This is a genomic window from Oligoflexia bacterium, assembly GCA_034439615.1.
In the GTDB taxonomy this organism is placed as follows: Bacteria; Bdellovibrionota; Bdellovibrionia; order JABDDW01; family JABDDW01; genus JAWXAT01.
This window is the reverse complement of the sequence record JAWXAT010000003.1, coordinates 20328-35843: the sequence shown is the minus strand read 5'-3', so window position 1 is coordinate 35843 and position 15516 is coordinate 20328. Positions and strand designations below refer to the sequence as shown.

Annotated in this window: 14 protein-coding genes; 8 read left to right on the top strand and 6 right to left on the bottom strand. The window is 38.6% G+C overall.

Annotated elements, in window-relative coordinates; genetic code table 11:
* Nucleotides 1-85 precede the first annotated feature (85 nt).
* The 4 genes from SGI74_00515 to SGI74_00500 all read left to right on the top strand — a co-directional run bounded on the left by SGI74_00515 (nucleotide 86) and on the right by SGI74_00500 (nucleotide 4371).
* Nucleotides 86-1297, top strand: a complete 1212-nt coding sequence (locus SGI74_00515) for a glycosyltransferase family 4 protein (protein ID MDZ4675965.1) — start codon at nucleotides 86-88, stop codon at nucleotides 1295-1297.
* Nucleotides 1258-3426 carry an amylo-alpha-1,6-glucosidase gene (locus SGI74_00510; GenBank protein ID MDZ4675964.1) on the top strand — a complete coding sequence of 723 codons (2169 nt, stop codon included), beginning with the start codon at nucleotides 1258-1260 and terminating at the stop codon, nucleotides 3424-3426. Before SGI74_00515 ends, SGI74_00510 begins: the two co-directional genes overlap by 40 nt.
* A gap of 73 nt (nucleotides 3427-3499) precedes the next feature.
* Nucleotides 3500-4084 carry a hypothetical protein gene (locus SGI74_00505; GenBank protein MDZ4675963.1) on the top strand — a complete coding sequence of 195 codons (585 nt, stop codon included), beginning with the start codon at nucleotides 3500-3502 and terminating at the stop codon, nucleotides 4082-4084.
* Nucleotides 4084-4371 carry a hypothetical protein gene (locus SGI74_00500; protein MDZ4675962.1) on the top strand — a complete coding sequence of 96 codons (288 nt, stop codon included), beginning with the start codon at nucleotides 4084-4086 and terminating at the stop codon, nucleotides 4369-4371. The genes SGI74_00505 and SGI74_00500 overlap by 1 nt, the downstream gene beginning before the upstream one ends.
* Here the strand turns inward: SGI74_00500 and SGI74_00495 are convergent.
* From SGI74_00495 to SGI74_00485, 3 genes are read right to left on the bottom strand one after another with little or no spacing between them, the layout of a single operon-like run.
* Nucleotides 4343-5413: a mechanosensitive ion channel family protein gene (locus tag SGI74_00495; GenBank protein ID MDZ4675961.1), complete on the bottom strand. Its 1071-nt coding sequence runs from the start codon at nucleotides 5411-5413 to the stop codon at nucleotides 4343-4345. The genes SGI74_00500 and SGI74_00495 overlap by 29 nt on opposite strands.
* A 56-nt stretch (nucleotides 5414-5469) precedes the next feature.
* Nucleotides 5470-7089 (bottom strand): tetratricopeptide repeat protein, encoded by a 1620-nt coding sequence (locus SGI74_00490; GenBank protein MDZ4675960.1) that lies wholly within the window; start codon nucleotides 7087-7089, stop codon nucleotides 5470-5472.
* Entirely contained in the window at nucleotides 7086-7253 is a 168-nt protein-coding gene (locus tag SGI74_00485; GenBank protein MDZ4675959.1) for a hypothetical protein, read from the bottom strand. The genes SGI74_00490 and SGI74_00485 overlap by 4 nt, the downstream gene beginning before the upstream one ends.
* 129 nt (nucleotides 7254-7382) lie before the next feature.
* On the opposite strand from SGI74_00485, the gene SGI74_00480 reads away from it, so the two are divergent.
* Nucleotides 7383-8315 carry an MBL fold metallo-hydrolase gene (locus SGI74_00480; GenBank protein MDZ4675958.1) on the top strand — a complete coding sequence of 311 codons (933 nt, stop codon included), beginning with the start codon at nucleotides 7383-7385 and terminating at the stop codon, nucleotides 8313-8315.
* A gap of 25 nt (nucleotides 8316-8340) precedes the next feature.
* Here SGI74_00480 and SGI74_00475 read toward each other — a convergent pair whose 3' ends face one another.
* Nucleotides 8341-10050: a hypothetical protein gene (locus SGI74_00475; GenBank protein ID MDZ4675957.1), complete on the bottom strand. Its 1710-nt coding sequence runs from the start codon at nucleotides 10048-10050 to the stop codon at nucleotides 8341-8343.
* Between the two features lie 203 nt (nucleotides 10051-10253).
* On the opposite strand from SGI74_00475, the gene SGI74_00470 reads away from it, so the two are divergent.
* The gene (locus tag SGI74_00470; GenBank protein MDZ4675956.1) at nucleotides 10254-11315 is read left to right on the top strand and encodes a hemolysin family protein; all 1062 of its coding nucleotides are present in this window, start codon (nucleotides 10254-10256) and stop codon (nucleotides 11313-11315) included.
* A gap of 46 nt (nucleotides 11316-11361) precedes the next feature.
* Nucleotides 11362-12003 carry a VTT domain-containing protein gene (locus SGI74_00465; protein MDZ4675955.1) on the top strand — a complete coding sequence of 214 codons (642 nt, stop codon included), beginning with the start codon at nucleotides 11362-11364 and terminating at the stop codon, nucleotides 12001-12003.
* Nucleotide 12004: 1 nt separating this feature from the next.
* Here the strand turns inward: SGI74_00465 and SGI74_00460 are convergent, their stop codons facing one another.
* Together SGI74_00460 and SGI74_00455 are read right to left on the bottom strand one after the other, a co-directional pair.
* Complete coding sequence (locus SGI74_00460; protein MDZ4675954.1) at nucleotides 12005-12694, bottom strand: hypothetical protein; 690 nt, start codon at nucleotides 12692-12694, stop codon at nucleotides 12005-12007.
* A 4-nt stretch (nucleotides 12695-12698) separates the two neighbouring features.
* Nucleotides 12699-14246, bottom strand: a complete 1548-nt coding sequence (locus SGI74_00455; GenBank protein ID MDZ4675953.1) for a glycosyltransferase — start codon at nucleotides 14244-14246, stop codon at nucleotides 12699-12701.
* A gap of 155 nt (nucleotides 14247-14401) precedes the next feature.
* Between SGI74_00455 and SGI74_00450 the strand changes: the two genes are divergently transcribed.
* On the top strand, nucleotides 14402-15505 hold the full coding sequence (locus SGI74_00450) for a fatty acid desaturase (protein MDZ4675952.1): 1104 nt from the start codon (nucleotides 14402-14404) through the stop codon (nucleotides 15503-15505).
* Nucleotides 15506-15516: the final 11 nt, after the last annotated feature.

Genomic DNA, 15516 nt, shown 5'->3' with positions numbered 1-15516 from the left:
TTTAGATACTCATAAACATAAAGACTCGGATAGCAAACTATCCGAGTTTTTTTATTCCATTTTTATCCCATAACTGACACACCTCATGAGTCTTTTTGCCCCAAATACGCCGCCAAAATCGTGTACAGAACTTTTATACCGTAAAAATACTAAGGCATATTTTATGCAAATACTCATCGCTATGCGAATTGCTCAAGTCTCACCATTATTTGAAAGTGTTCCTCCAAAACTCTACGGAGGCACTGAACGTGTAGTATCTTATTTAACTGAAGAATTAATACGCCTTGGTCACGATGTTACTTTATTTGCCAGTGGCGACTCACTTACAGCTGCAAGACTTGTTTCACCATGCGCAAAAGCAATAAGACAATTAGGCAAAAATGATTGTTCACTTATTCCACAATTAGTCATGCTTGAACAACTTAAGCGTGAAAAATCAGAATACGACATTGCACATTTTCACTTAGATTATCTTCATTACTCTTTGCTACGCGAACATGACATTCCATCAGTAACGACCATGCATAGTAGACTTGATATTGCGCAACTTATTCCACTCTATCAAGAATTCAGTGAAATCCCCGTGGTCTCTATATCAGATGCGCAACGCATTCCCCTTCCATGGCTCAATTGGAAGGGAACTGTGCATCATGGTCTTCCCACAGATTTATATTCACTTTATACAAAACCCCAAAGATACGCAGCTTTCTTAGGAAGAATATCTCCAGAGAAAAGACCTGATCGCGCCATTGAGATTACTCGACGCGCTGGAATAAAATTAAAGATCGCAGCAAAAGTTGGTTACCCTGATGAGGATTATTGGGAAAATTTCATAAAACCCTTAATTGCAAAATCACCACATGTAGAATTCATCGGTGAAATTAATGAAACGGAAAAAAATGAATTTCTAGGTAACGCAACTGTAATGATTGCGCCCATCGATTGGCCCGAGCCATTTGGCCTTGTTATTATTGAAGCCATGGCGTGCGGCACTCCTGTTTTAGCTTATCGATGCGGGTCTACTCCTGAGTTGATCAAGAATGGCGTCAACGGCTACATCGTTGATAATATGAGCTCCGCTGAGAAATGTATGAATAAGATAAATGAAATTGACCGAACCAAGTGCCGTCTTTATTTTGAAGAACATTTTGCAGTTGAAAAAATGGCGCGCGAGTATGTGAGGGTTTATGAGAACATTCTCAATGCGGAAAATGAATTCGAGGCTCCGGTTTACTCAATTCTTCCTGGAATAAATCCATGGAAGATATCATCCAACTCGAAAACCAAATATATATAAAAGCATCATCTTCACTTGCTGACCCAAGAACTCGCGTAGTTAAAAGCGGTGAGGTTTTTGCTATTTTTGATGTCTCAGGAGATCTCAAGCCTATAGGCATGCGAGCACAAGGTCTTTACAGGGAGGCAACCCGCTATCTTTCACAATTTGAATTAAAGATCGGAAATCAATATCCACTATTTCTAAGCTCTACGATTCGTAGTGATAATACATTATTTACAGCAGATCTTAGCAATCCAGATTTGAATCAAGCTAACGGAGAAGTTGTACATCGCGGGACCTTTCATATTTTTAGATCAAAATTTCTCACCGATGATGCCTGTTATGAACAAATAGAAATTACAAATTTTGGGAACAGTAAACAGAGTTTAGAAATAAATCTAAAATTTAAATCAGATTTTGCAGACATGTTTGAAATCAGAGGTATTCCCCGCATACAACATGGTACGCAGGATCAGCCCGTTATTGACTCAAGTTCAGTTAGATTTGAATACGAAGGTTTAGATAAAATTAGACGTACATGTAAACTCAGTTTTCATCCAGCACCTGCTAAAATATCTGAATCAAGTGCACAATTTATTATTAATTCTAACCCGCAAGAAATAACCACACTATACATCACAATTAATTGTCTTCAGACTTTAGAAGCTGCGTTGCCCGCAGTTAGTTTTCAAACAGCTTTTTCACAGATTGAATCGACTAAAAAATTAAAAATGACCAGTGGCTGTCGTCTTACTGCATCGAGTGAACGCTTTAATGCTTGGCTTAATCGATCAAAATCAGACATTCAACTCATGCTCACACAAATTGATGGTGTTGAGTATCCGTATGCGGGAATTCCCTGGTTCAATTCTGTCTTTGGGCGAGATGGAATCATTACCGCACTTCAATATCTTTGGATTGATCCTGATTTAGCAAGAGGTGTACTGACGTATCTTGCCAAGTATCAATCAAAGGAAAATATTTCTGAACAAGATGCTGAACCAGGGAAAATTCTCCATGAATTTCGCAAAGGCGAAATGGTAGAAACCGGTGAAGTTCCGTTCAAAAGATATTACGGCTCTGCAGATGCAACACCACTTTTTATTACATTAGCAGGAAATTATTTTGATTGGACAAATGATCGCCCTTTCATTGAAGCACTTTGGCCTTCAATAGAGGCAGGGCTTCAATGGATCGATACTTGTGGCGACCTTGATGGCGATGGATTCATAGAATATCAACGACGGGCACCAAACGGATTAGCCAATCAAGGATGGAAAGATTCACCCGATTCAGTGTCCCACGCCAACGGTGAATTAGCCCAGGGCCCCATCGCATTAGCAGAAGTACAAGGCTATGTGTATGAGGCAAAAATTCAAGCAGCAAAAATCGCCAGTCAATTAGGCTTTAACGATCGATCTGAAAAACTCATACGCGAAGCAAATATATTAAAAACAAATTTTCAAAAGAAATTTTGGAATGAAGAACTTGGAACTTTCGTTATTGCTCTTGATGGAAATAAACAACAATGCAAAGTCAAAAGTTCTAATGCGGGCCATTGTCTCTTTTCAGGTATTGCATCAAGACCACAAGCTCTCAAAACGGCAGTAACACTTCTTTCAAATGATATGTTTTCTGGTTGGGGAATCAGAACACTTTCAAAATCAGAGATTCGTTATAATCCAATGTCATACCATAATGGCTCGATCTGGCCCCATGATAACGCTATAATCGCTGAGGGTTTTTCTCGATACGGTTTAAAAGACGAAGCACTTAAACTTATAACTACACTTTTTGACGTTTCAACATACATGGATTTATATCGACTACCCGAATTATTCTGTGGTTTTGACAAACGCACTGGTGAAGGCCCAACATTTTACCCTGTCGCGTGTTCGCCACAGGCCTGGGCAGCAGGTTCTGTATTTATGCTCTTAAAGGCTTGTCTTGGATTAGTGGTAGATAGTTATAATAACAAAATCAGCTTTTACCACCCGGTACTTCCTAATTTTTTGACAGATCTCAGCATTAAAAATTTAAAAACAGCACATTCAACAGTAGATCTTCTTTTACGAAGACACCAAGACGAAATCAGCGTGTATGTACAAAAGAGAACTGGGAATGTAGAAATTAATATAATTAAATAATCATGAGCGCCTCCGCTTTTTAGTAGATTTATTAGCCAATCTAGAAAATTCTAAAGATCCTTTGGAGGAAGCAATGAAACTAAAAATTCTAATGTTGATGTGTGTGTTATTTGCCCTTAATTTTTTGGCCTGCTCGAGTAATCCCCATAAGGCTGAACAAATTGATACCAAAATTGAAAAATCAGACAAAATATCTGGTGACCGTGAATTAGGCGTCAAAGATGGCAATATGGTCGTGCAGCGTAAAACTTTAATGTCTGAAGAATTGCGCGATCTACAATACGAAGTTTACAGTCTTGAAGACCGCGTCTACGGTAACACAAAATATGGTTCAAATGGTCTTTACGGTAATCTAAAAGACTGCAAAAAGAAGCTTTCTGATAAACGCACAGGCGGCGATGGTAAACTCATCTGGACTGAACCCATTGATCGCGTCACTGACAAAGAAGAAGAATTTAAAATTGGTCTCGATGAAAATGATAAGGTCGTCGGAGTTAGTGAAGAGTTTTTAAAAGATAGACTTAAGCGCTTTCGCGAATACAAACGCATTCTTATTAAACGCCAAGATGAATACCAAGACAAACTTGATATCTGTAAGCAAGATGTAAAATCTCGCAAGGCCGATTCAAAAAAATCTAGCGACTCTGGAGACGAGTGATGAAGTCACTGATTCTAGTAATAGCGATTTTGAGTTTTGTAGGTTGCTCGTCTAAATCACTCACACCTGATGTTCGAGAAGTAAAAATGAGCCGTGAAAATCCTGATTCTGAATGCAAAGAATTAGGCCGCGTAAGCGGAACCACCATGACAGCTCAGGGTACTTCAGAAGAAGCATTAGCAGACATGCAAGATGACGCTGCTAAAAAAGGGGCAAATTTTGTAAAGATAGGTCAATACTCAGGTTCCGGCACTGGCGTTATAGGTGTTGCGTACGATTGCCCTTAAGATCTTGTTCTACAATAAGCCTTGGATGTGCGAGTTGGATTCCAGCAGCATCCAAGGTTTTCATACTTTCAGTTAAGACCTGATCACCAATAAGATATTGAGCACCATAATTATCAATGAAATAAACCAGTTTACATTGCATCCAAGAATCATGAGCCTCTTGCAACAATACCATTGGAGCTGGATGTGCTCTTACACCGGTTACTTTTAAAGCCGCTTCTAAAAGTAATTTGCGAACTTCTTCAAGATTCGTTTTATAGGGAATTCTAAAAATGTGACCGCGAATAATGGGATTTCTTTTGGCCGCGAAGTTTGAAATTTGTGACTGCGCAACCACACGATTTGGAATTGTGATTAATTCATCTGCAAATCCAATCAAAATTGTTGCGCGCCAAGACACCTCGTAAACTTGCCCTACCCATTTTATTGAATCGTGGCCGATTTCTACCCAGTCACCAATTTCGTAAGGTTTATCCATTTGCAAAGCAGCACCTGCAAAAAGATTTCCCAGTGTATCTTGTAGTGCCAAGCCAATAACTACAGAAAACATTGCAGATGTTGCTAATAATGAAGTTACTTTAAATGCAAATATCTCAGTTGCAAACCAACCAACGATAAGAATTGAAAGTATAAGACTTAAGAAATTCACTAATAGTAAAGGCACACCTTGTTTCATGTGCCCCAAAAACAAATATTCAAAAAGTAAAATGCGAGCTGTTTTCATGAATACAACGGCAGCTGAAAACATTCCCGCAAGGCCAATATAACCCGCGATGTAGTCTACTCCAGTTTCAGGCTCTGCATGAAAATCGAGATACCAATATGAAATCAACAAAACAGTTGCCGCAAGAGTGTGGCCACCGAGATTCCAAAACAAACTTTTCAAATTGCGGTGTCGCTCTTCAGAAAGGCGGCCTAGAAAAATTTTATAGAAAAACCATGCGCCCAAAGCAAGACTTAGAATGACTAATGCCGCATCAACACGCGCAGCGTCTTCAATTCTATCAAGTGGAATCCATGGTTGCTGACTCTTAGTACTCACAAGGTATTTATCGGATATCACACACAAATCTGAATATAGACTCGACTCAAGACTTGTTAGAGTGACAGTTCATTAATGAGAGCATCCACACGTTTACTTATTAATTGAAATCGCTGGTCTATTGACGAGGCTTCGATGAGATCTTCCTTTAATTTAAGAAGTATCTTTTTAGCTTCAATATTATGTCTAAGATTTTTATGCATCAGCGCCATATTTAGCCTCAATAAAAATGTATCCCCTATTTTCACACATCGCTTAACACCCTCTTCTAAAAGGGCGAGGGCACGATTTATATCGAAATGCTCTGCCGCATTTGAGTTTGAATAAATTGCAGCTAAATTATTGTAGGCATTACATACACTGCCATCGTCTGTGTCGAATGAAAAAACCGTCTTCAAAAGTGAGACAGCTTCTAAGTAATGCCCCTCTCTATAGTAGGCCAGAGCAAGATTGCCGCGAGCTAATTGGCTAGTTGGAATTTTCTCAACGGTGTCCTCCCAAAGCTGTCGATCACCCAACCAAACTTGACTTCTGGCATAAGAAAAAAAGGGCAAAGGTATAATTAAAATACATATTACAAAATGGAGGTATTTGAGTTTTATTATTTTGAAATTTTCACAAAGATCTTGAAGCAATGTTAATAAAAGCCCCACAAAACCTATGATCGGAATATACATGTAACGATCATTTACATAACTTAATCTCGGTAAAATTTGAAGCACCGGGATTAAGAAAATAAGTATTAGTGATATAAAAAATATGTACTCTGATTTTTTTGTTTTCACATATCGCCAAATTAGAAACATAGAAAAAACAAATACCGTTAATGCGGCCACAATACTATTCATGGTCAGTGAAAAACGCGGATAGATTATGGAATATTCAGTTGGGTAAAAGAACATTTTTATATAGAGCGCAAGCGCATTGAACATAGCGACTGGCAACTGCGCAATCCTAGTGATGTCAAATGTAACCGCGCTAAAGTTTTGCTTAATACCCTCTGAATATGCATGAACCCTAACAAACAAACCAGCAACAATGATTAAAAGAAAGGAGGCATATTTTTGTGTTGAATTGAGTGTTCTTTTCATTAAAAACAATTCAATGCAAATCCATAAAAAAGGCACAAGCACACTTACCGATTTACACAATATCGATAGAACATAAAATAAACTGCCAACTAAAAAATTTATTTTACTATTACTTCTTAAAATCAAAATTGATGAAACCAACATCAATGGCGTTGCAAGTAATATGTTTCGATTACTGACCCACATGAGCACTTCTGTTTGGACAGGGTGAAATGCAAATACCGCCACTATGATATAAATCCAAATTTTTGGTAATTTAAGCAACGAAAGGAAATAAAAAAACAACGCAATATTACTCAAATGCAGACCTAGATTCACAACATGCTGAGCAGATGAATTATAGCCGAAAATTTTAATATCCAACCATAATGACATCAAAGTTACGGGCAGATAATCACTGAAGTAATAGTGCCCAAAAGCAGATTTGACAGCCACCCACAAAGGTTGTCTCAATAAAATATTATCAAGAATTAATACATTATCATCCCAATTGACATAACTGGCTTCAAAACCCAATGAAAATGAAATTGTTGTAATTATAAAAATGAATATTAAAAATAGAATATCTTTTCTTTTTTCGGTCATGGATTAGGTGTAAGCGCAGGAGTCGGTGACACCTGCATTTTGAGCTTAAGTACTTGAGCTTCTTTTTCTTCACGAACTAACGTCTGACGATGGCTCGTAATAAAATATTGCAAGATTAATCCAAGTACTAAGCCAACCATAAAGATACTGACACGTCTAACCATAGACTAAGCATTACACAGCTCGCTCAATCACTCAAAAATAAAATAATATGACTTTATGAAGCATAGCATTAGCCTCGACAAATAATTCCACACAGGCTAACTACTGTGCTCCACCATAGAGGAGCATTTATGTGTAAAGCCGTTATTCTTATTTTAGCCTTTTGCTTTATGGCCTGTAGCAGCACCAATAAAACGCCATCAACTCAATATATTATTAAGCATGGTAATGGAAATATCGGCACGTACATCACAACACCTAAAGGCTTTGAAACATCGTCCTATTGGATAGAAGGCCCCAAAGGCCTGATTTTCATCGACACACAATTTCTTCCATCTGCAGCTGAAGAATCAATTAATGTCGCTGAAAAAATAACAGGTAAAAAAGTATTACTCGCCATTATTTTACATCCTAATCCTGATAAATTTAATGGAACTTTGAATTTTCAAAAAAGAGGTATTCGTGTTGTCACATCAGAACAGGTAAAAAATATTATTCCAGCAATTCACAAAGACCGCTATGGCTGGTTTTACCCACGCTACCAACCTGATTATCCAACCAGTGCTGCTGCACCAGATAGTTTTGGAAATGCTACACAAGAGCTATCAGCCGGTGGGGTTACCGTCAAAGCACACGTTTTAGGTGCTGGTTGCAGTGAAGCACATGTTGTTATTGAATACGGGAAAAATATTTTTACTGGAGACCTTGTCACCAATCACAATCATAGTTGGCTTGAAATTGGAAAACTTGATGATTGGCTCAAACGCATTGAAGAACTTGAAAGTTTAAAACCTGAATTTGTGTACCCAGGCCGCGGAGCTTTCGGTGGGCCCGAACTTTTATTTCGCCAAAGAGTCTACCTTGAAAAAATTATTGAATTGGTAAAAGCTGCGCAACCTCGTATGCCTGTTAAAGAAGAAACACTTTTACGGTTGCAAAATAAAATTGAAAATTTATTTCCAGGCTACCAGTATGAATATTTTCTTGAAATTGGTTTACCAGCCGTATGGGCACATGAAGCTGCACTGCAGACAAATAAAAATAAGAAGAAGAAGAAAAAATAATTGTGCAAAAGTTGTATTTATATAACTAGCTGCGAACTCTAGATAAATTAAATGCCGGTTTTATTGCAACCAAAAACCAAAGCAAATAGAGCATCGTCGAAATTACTGATAATATAGAATAGACTGTAGGAAGCTTCAATTGATAGGCGATCGTGTGTGCTCCCGCAGGTATTTTCAACGCGTATTTATTATCATGCTCATATAATTTTGTGGTTTCACCATCGAGCAAAATCTGACTCCATGGAAATGCTTGAACGTTTGTTAGTACAAATTTTTCTGATTCCAAATTAATATTAAGTTCATCTACTTTTCCAAAATTTTTGCCCGTAGTAATGAGAAATGGAATCTGAATTTTCTGTACCTCATTAACTACCGGCATTTTTTCATTTAAACCCGTAACTACATAGGAATCGGCCGAATAGAGCGTTGGTGGATATGCTAATAACCCATCTTTCTCAGATAAGAATCGAGTGTATTTGTCTTCTTTTGATTCTTGAGCGCGAAATGCATGGGCGATTTTAAGTGTATGGGCAAAACAAGCGCTCACAAGTAAGCCGACAGTTATTATTTTAAATCCACGAGAACCAAAGTTTACCTTCAATCGACCACCACCCACAAAACACCCAGCGAGTGCCAAGAGCAAAGCCAAGTTACAATAAGCTGTGAGTCGATAGCTAAGTTGTGCCGATTTATAAATTTCAGGTAAATAACCCCACGGTGTAAGCGAAATCGATAGCCAATAACTTACTGAAAATAAAATACAGCCAACTAGAATAAGGATTCCATTTTTACCAAACTTTAAATGTGTGCGTCGTATAAAATAAATGAGTAGTACAATGAGCAGTACACTTATCTGTGTATCCATATGAATTGGTAGCGGATCAGTCTCTTTGTACGTCATACGCGGATCAAAAGGAAACGGAAGTAGTCTTAACCACCAAAGTTTAGCCGGGTCGAAGAAAAGATCTATTGAATTTATTTTTTGGGCAACTGCAAGTTGCGGATATATGTTTGCCGTTGCATACACCCACGGTGCCAGACAAAGCAGACTCAGACCAACAAGTGGCAACAGTGCTAAAAATATTTTTTTTCTGTTCTTACTTAATTTTAACAAGGTTAGAAAAGTAACAATCGCAAAAGTACCGCCGTACACCGCTGTGATGGGGTGAATACCAGCAGCTAAAGTAAAACAAAAACCCATAAGGCTCATAAAACTGAATCGAAGATATTTTTCACTTTGTAGTGTGATTAAACACAAAAGACAAATGCTTGATGTTAATAATGCAAAAGCTACGAACTCCATGAGCGCTGATCGATTGTAGAGATTCGTCATAGGATAAATGCTGAGTGTCCAAATAATGGCAATAACTCTAGAAAGCTTTTGGTTACCTGATAATTCACTGAATAATTTTTCAATGCAGTAATACTGAAATAATAAAACACCCAGAATGACCAATCTAAAAGCTATTCCTGTACCCAGAATAATTGCAGGAATTGCCATGAGTTTATAAAATGGCGCTGCATAAAATATCGCCGCAGGCATTCCGATTGCTTGTTGAGAGTGAAACATATCTGGAAATGTAAAATGCCTTAAAAAATATTCTGCATAATATGTAATAAACCAAAACTGATTACGCCAATCACCTGTAAAACCCCAACCAAAACGAAGTGCGGGCAATAACGCAAAAAGGCTTACCAGAAGTGGAATTTTATATTGAAGCTTGGTTTTTAACATTCTTTGAGCTTACGCGTTCAATCATCACGAGCTCAATAAAAACAACAGCTGTATCTAAGAAATGCTGCCCAGCAGCGCAACATTGGCGCGCTTTGTCACCTGAAATGATTGAAGTGGTGTCACAAAACTGCGTATCAGCGCATAAGTGTCATTTCACCAACTTCGAGTAGTCTAAATGGAAAACCCATGTCATAGTTCTAATCATGGCTCATGCACCCGAACTTGCTTCAACTTTGATTGCCATTGCGGCATCTCTAGTTTTAGTTGCGCTCAACGGTTTTTTTGTGGCGGCTGAATTTGCAATTGTAAAAGTACGAAGAACTCGTCTTGAAGAACTCGCAGACATGGGTGTACATAAAGCGCGCATTTCAATTCTTTGTGTCGATCAGCTCGACGAATATCTCTCAGCAACTCAATTAGGCATCACACTCGTAAGCCTCGGCTTAGGTTGGATAGGCGAACGTGCATTTGCAAATTTATTCGTGATTTTGTTTCCGCAAACATTTCCGTCGCTTAACAACACACCTCACATTGTTGCAGCGATTATTTCATTTTTTTTGATTACACTTTTGCACGTTGTTTTGGGTGAGCTCGTCCCAAAAAGTATGGCTATTCAAAAAGCTGAGCGCATGACACTCTGGGTGTCAAAACCACTGAGCTTATTTTACAAAGTCTCAAAGCCCCTCATTAATTGCTTCACTATGCTTGCCAACTTTATCTTGCGTCGACTTGGTTATCATGGATACGAAGAACCAGCACTCACAGAGCAAGAATTAAAAATGGTTCTTAGAGATTCAAAAGAAGATGGCATCGTTAGTGAAAGCGAAGCCCAAATCATCAATCGTGCTTTTGAATTTTCAGATAAAAAAGCGATTGATATAATGGTGCAGGTTTCGCAAATCGATTATCTCTCAATGACTCGGCCACTCTCACAAAATTTAGAAATTGTGAGAAAACACATGCACACACGATTTCCCCTATGCGAAACAGACCTCACTACCATGTTAGGAATTGTGCATGTTAAAGATGCATGGCCACTTTTATTAAATCATTACTCAAATGAAGCATTCAGACGCTGCAGCCGCCCTGCGGTTTTTATCACGCCAGATATAAGACAAGATCAAATCCTAAAGTTGCTTCAACAAAGGCGCGCCCATATGGCGTTAGTAAAAGATAATCAGACAAAAACAATCACCGGATTACTTACCATGGAAGATATTATTGAAAGACTCATTGGCGATATTCGCGATGAACACGGCAATTAATCTCAGCAAAACTTGACAAGACAATTCTATATGACATTATTTCAAGATGCTCGATTGGCTTAAAGAACTTCATTCAGCCGCAGGAATTGCGCAGCTCATTCAAACTGGTGGGCTCATAACTCTTGTTGGAATTATTTTCGCTGAGACAGGTCTTCTCTTAGGTTTTTTTCTGCCAGGCGATTCACTTCTCATTACCACGGGTGTGCTTTCTAATCCGCTAAACCCCAATCATGTAGTTGGGCTTGATATCATTTATTTAAATATTGTACTGATTTTTGCAGCGGTTATTGGTGATCAAGTGGGCTTTCTTCTCGGGCGCAAAACAGGGGATCGCATCTGGTTAAAACCTGATGGCCGTTTTTATAAAAAAAAGCATCTTGTTGAAGCACACGATTTTTATATGAAGTATGGCGGAATCTCTGTCGCAGCAGCAAGATACGTACCCATCTTAAGAACATTTGTTCCTTTTATTGCAGGTGTAGCACGCATGCCTTACAAAAGTTTTGTGTATTGGAATATCGGCGGCGGCATTGTGTGGATAACTTCACTGTTATGGATTGGGTATTATCTTGGCCAAACATCACTTGCGAATCGTCTAGATAAAATTATTGTCATCGTAGTTCTTATTTCTATATTGCCGATGGTGGTTGGCGTTTTAAAACGTCAATTAAGCAAAACTTCAAAATAAATTATTTAAATAGTGGTTCGATCTTTGAGAGATCTTTAGAAATGGCCATGGTTAATAGTGATGAAAAACTATGCAATATCGTAATTGCATTTGCGTCGGCATCACCTTGGGCGATACCTCGTATACGAGCTAAAATGCCTAAATTTACTTTTTGTATATCTGCATAATTTTTTTCAAGCAGTTCTAATTCAAGATCTGGTTGACCACCACGCTTGGCCACAAAATATTGTTTTAAAAGATACATAGAAATCGAACGTACTATTGTTTCTTCTGATGTAGAAAATGGAAGGTGAAATCTAGCCATGGGTTTTAGAAAATTTGTATATGGGCAAAGACTCGTGGCCATGACTAAGCCGAAAACACTAAATATCCCCTCTTGTAGGGGTAAAGTTTTAACGTATGTTCTCTCTTTTGTGGTCACCTTGATTGCGACTTCTGTATAAGAAACTTTTTCTTTAAAAGTTTCTACGAGATGCGCAATGTTTCGCGCCACGGGACAATAGGGTGATTCAGCCTCCTTTAATGGGCAATGTTCGCATTTTTTATTTTCTAATTTTGCCCATTCTGGTGGCTGCTCAGTCGTAGACTCTACTAATGCCAATGTATTTTTATCGATATCAAAGACATATGATTTTGAAGTTTTATCTGGAAATAAAAAATCATAGGAAATCTTGAAAGTATCGGGAGACATTTACTTAAACACCCAAACTAAATAATTTGACCTTATCGGGAGCTGCCTCTCGACCAAAATCTTCACGAAACGTTTGCTTCATGAGATCAAGAGGTGAATCAGTTCTTGTACAAACAAGTAATATTTGAGAAGCGAAAAGTCGTGGAAGTGCACGAGCTAAAAAGCCCATGACCCTACTCATAATACCTTTGTTTTCAAATGCGGGGGGCGCAAAACCCATAACAGCATCGACTCTAAAACCGGCATTTTTCATTAAGCGTGTAAACGTCTCAATCGTGAATAAGCGACTGTGCGTGAAACCTAAAATGCCTTTACGACCATAATTGAAATGCCCAAAGAGCAATGAAAGTCGCATTGGCAAGAAAGCAATATTATTAACACTTGCGTAAAGCGCGCCACCAGAATTCATCCGTTCAAAAATCTCTCGAGCGCCACGTTCAGGAAATTGCAAGTGTTCTAAAACATCAAGTGCATATACAACGTTAAAATTTTGGCCTGTGGGAATTTGATCTTTCCATGACTTATTAAGATCAACTGAAAGTTTATGATTTTGCCTAACAATTGGATCCGGATGTATCTCAACACATGTAACAGGAATTCCACCTTGAGCATGCACACGACTTATCGCTTTATCTTGCCCTCCACATAAATCCAAAATGCGCGCATCTTTTGGAAGTGAAGCTGATTTCACAAATTCATGAAGACTTGTTTGTGGAGCCCGAGTGACGTATGGCTGCTGATCGACACGCTCAAGATCAAATTTAGGGTCATAAAAAAGATTTTTTTCCATCATTTTATATTTCACAGCAGTTTTAATACATCGCCAAGCGTATTGAGTGCCGTTCACGTGACTGATTTCGTCACCATAAAATGTTGGTATTGGAACTTCGACAACTTTAAGTTTTGCAGCTACTAACTGAATAATAATATCTGCGTCGTAATCAAAACTTAGACTATTGAACTCAAACGGCACTTGCTTTAGCCCAGACATGCGGTATGAACGATACCCGCTGTGCATCTCTGACATTTTTGTGCCTAATAAAAAATTCTGCAGGCGCGTGAGTACTTTGTTTCCTAAAAATTTATATAACGGCATGTTACCCTTGAGAGCACCCATGGGAGTCATAAAACGACTTCCAAATACTGCATCAGCCCCTTGAGAATAAGGCGCTAAAACTACAGGCAATGCTTCAGGCGCATATTGCCCATCAGCGTGCAAACTCACAACAATGTCGTAGCCCTTTGAGATGGCATACAAATAACCAAGTCTTTGATTTCCACCAAAACCTTGATTGTAAGGTGTTCGATAAATTTTCATGGGAGCAAAATCTTTTGGCCAGGGCATTTCAGAAACACGCTCAAGTGTTTTGTCTTTTGAAGAATCATCAATGACATAAATTTCTACGAGCTCACGGGCGATCCAATGTGGAATACGTTGCAAAGTTTTGACGATCAAATCTTGAGCATTGTAAGACAACATGAAGATTGCAACTTTGTTAGTTCGCAAGGTTTTGAGTGCTAGCTCTTCTGTCTTTACGTCTATGTGTTCCATGGGTATTAAGTATGCGTTTCTATACCTAAACTCAATAAAATAAGGTCCAATGATGCGCCGCAGTCAGACTTTAGAATAGTTGAGCCCATTTTCATTGCACAAACGCTCAGTAACCCATGCTAGAATTAGATCTTAATGCTTAAGGAGAACTACGAATGCGCAAAATTGATTGGGTAAATACGACTTTCTTAGTTGGAACTCCAATAGCGGCCGCCATTTTCACTCCGATACATATTTATCTTAATGGCTTAAACTGGAAGGTATTAGTTTTCTTTTTGATTTATTCAGTCATGACCAGCATGAGTATCACCGGCGGATATCACAGATTGTTTGCTCATCGTAGTTATGAAGCACGCTGGGGTGTAAAACTATTTTATCTGCTCTTTGGCGCTGCCGCTTTACAAAATTCAGCGTTAAAATGGTGTACAGATCATCGTCGCCATCATCGTCATGTCGACACTGAAACTGATCCTTACAGTATCAATAAAGGTTTTTTCTACGCTCATATTGGCTGGATCTTTTTCAAAGAAGACGCTGCACATAAAGGAAAGTTTGCACCCGACCTTGAAAAAGACACTCTGGTGTACTTGCAAAATAAATACTACCTACCGATTGCTGTATTCATGGGTTTTGGATTTCCAACCCTTATCGGATGGGCACTGGGTAGCCCTTTTGGTGGATTAGTTTTTGGTGGGCTCGTCAGAACCGTACTCACACAACACTGCACTTTTTTGATTAATTCTTTTTGTCATATGTTTGGCAAACAGCCTTATTCAGATAAAACATCAGCGCGAGATAGTTTTTTATTAGCGCTGTTTACCTATGGTGAGGGCTATCATAATTTTCATCATGAATTTCAAGCCGACTATAGAAATGGCATTCGATGGTATCACTGGGATCCCACAAAATGGGCAATTCGTCTTTTATCATTTTTCGGACTCACTCACAGGCTTAAACGTGTTCGTGAAGAAGAAATATTAAAAGCTAAACTGCGCATGGGTGAAAAAACACTCACAGCCTTAGTGTCTGCAAATCTTCCGATCGTTACGGGCTTGCGCATTAAAGTTGAAACGTCTCAAGAGCGCATGCACCGACTTCATGCAGAATACATACGCGCCAAAAAAGACTTTACAAATCATTCTCAAGAACGATTCATACAACTAAAAGCTGAGATGAAAATGGCTAAACTTGAATTTAAAATGGCGTATGCGCAATGGAAAACCTACATGAAAATGCTGCGAAACCTCAACGCCGCATAAAATACTTACAT

What these genes read in the sequence shown, in the direction of transcription:
- SGI74_00515 (MDZ4675965.1), top strand. Translation starts at nt 86, where the DNA reads ATGAGTCTTTTTGCCCCAAATACGCCGCCAAAATCGTGTACAGAACTT.
- SGI74_00510 (MDZ4675964.1), top strand. Translation starts at nt 1,258, where the DNA reads ATGGAAGATATCATCCAACTCGAAAACCAAATATATATAAAAGCATCA.
- SGI74_00505 (MDZ4675963.1), top strand. Translation starts at nt 3,500, where the DNA reads ATGAAACTAAAAATTCTAATGTTGATGTGTGTGTTATTTGCCCTTAAT.
- SGI74_00500 (MDZ4675962.1), top strand. Translation starts at nt 4,084, where the DNA reads ATGAAGTCACTGATTCTAGTAATAGCGATTTTGAGTTTTGTAGGTTGC.
- SGI74_00490 (MDZ4675960.1), bottom strand. Translation starts at nt 7,089, where the DNA reads ATGACCGAAAAAAGAAAAGATATTCTATTTTTAATATTCATTTTTATA.
- SGI74_00485 (MDZ4675959.1), bottom strand. Translation starts at nt 7,253, where the DNA reads ATGGTTAGACGTGTCAGTATCTTTATGGTTGGCTTAGTACTTGGATTA.
- SGI74_00480 (MDZ4675958.1), top strand. Translation starts at nt 7,383, where the DNA reads ATGTGTAAAGCCGTTATTCTTATTTTAGCCTTTTGCTTTATGGCCTGT.
- SGI74_00475 (MDZ4675957.1), bottom strand. Translation starts at nt 10,050, where the DNA reads ATGTTAAAAACCAAGCTTCAATATAAAATTCCACTTCTGGTAAGCCTT.
- SGI74_00470 (MDZ4675956.1), top strand. Translation starts at nt 10,254, where the DNA reads ATGGCTCATGCACCCGAACTTGCTTCAACTTTGATTGCCATTGCGGCA.
- SGI74_00465 (MDZ4675955.1), top strand. Translation starts at nt 11,362, where the DNA reads ATGCTCGATTGGCTTAAAGAACTTCATTCAGCCGCAGGAATTGCGCAG.
- SGI74_00460 (MDZ4675954.1), bottom strand. Translation starts at nt 12,694, where the DNA reads ATGTCTCCCGATACTTTCAAGATTTCCTATGATTTTTTATTTCCAGAT.
- SGI74_00455 (MDZ4675953.1), bottom strand. Translation starts at nt 14,246, where the DNA reads ATGGAACACATAGACGTAAAGACAGAAGAGCTAGCACTCAAAACCTTG.
- SGI74_00450 (MDZ4675952.1), top strand. Translation starts at nt 14,402, where the DNA reads ATGCGCAAAATTGATTGGGTAAATACGACTTTCTTAGTTGGAACTCCA.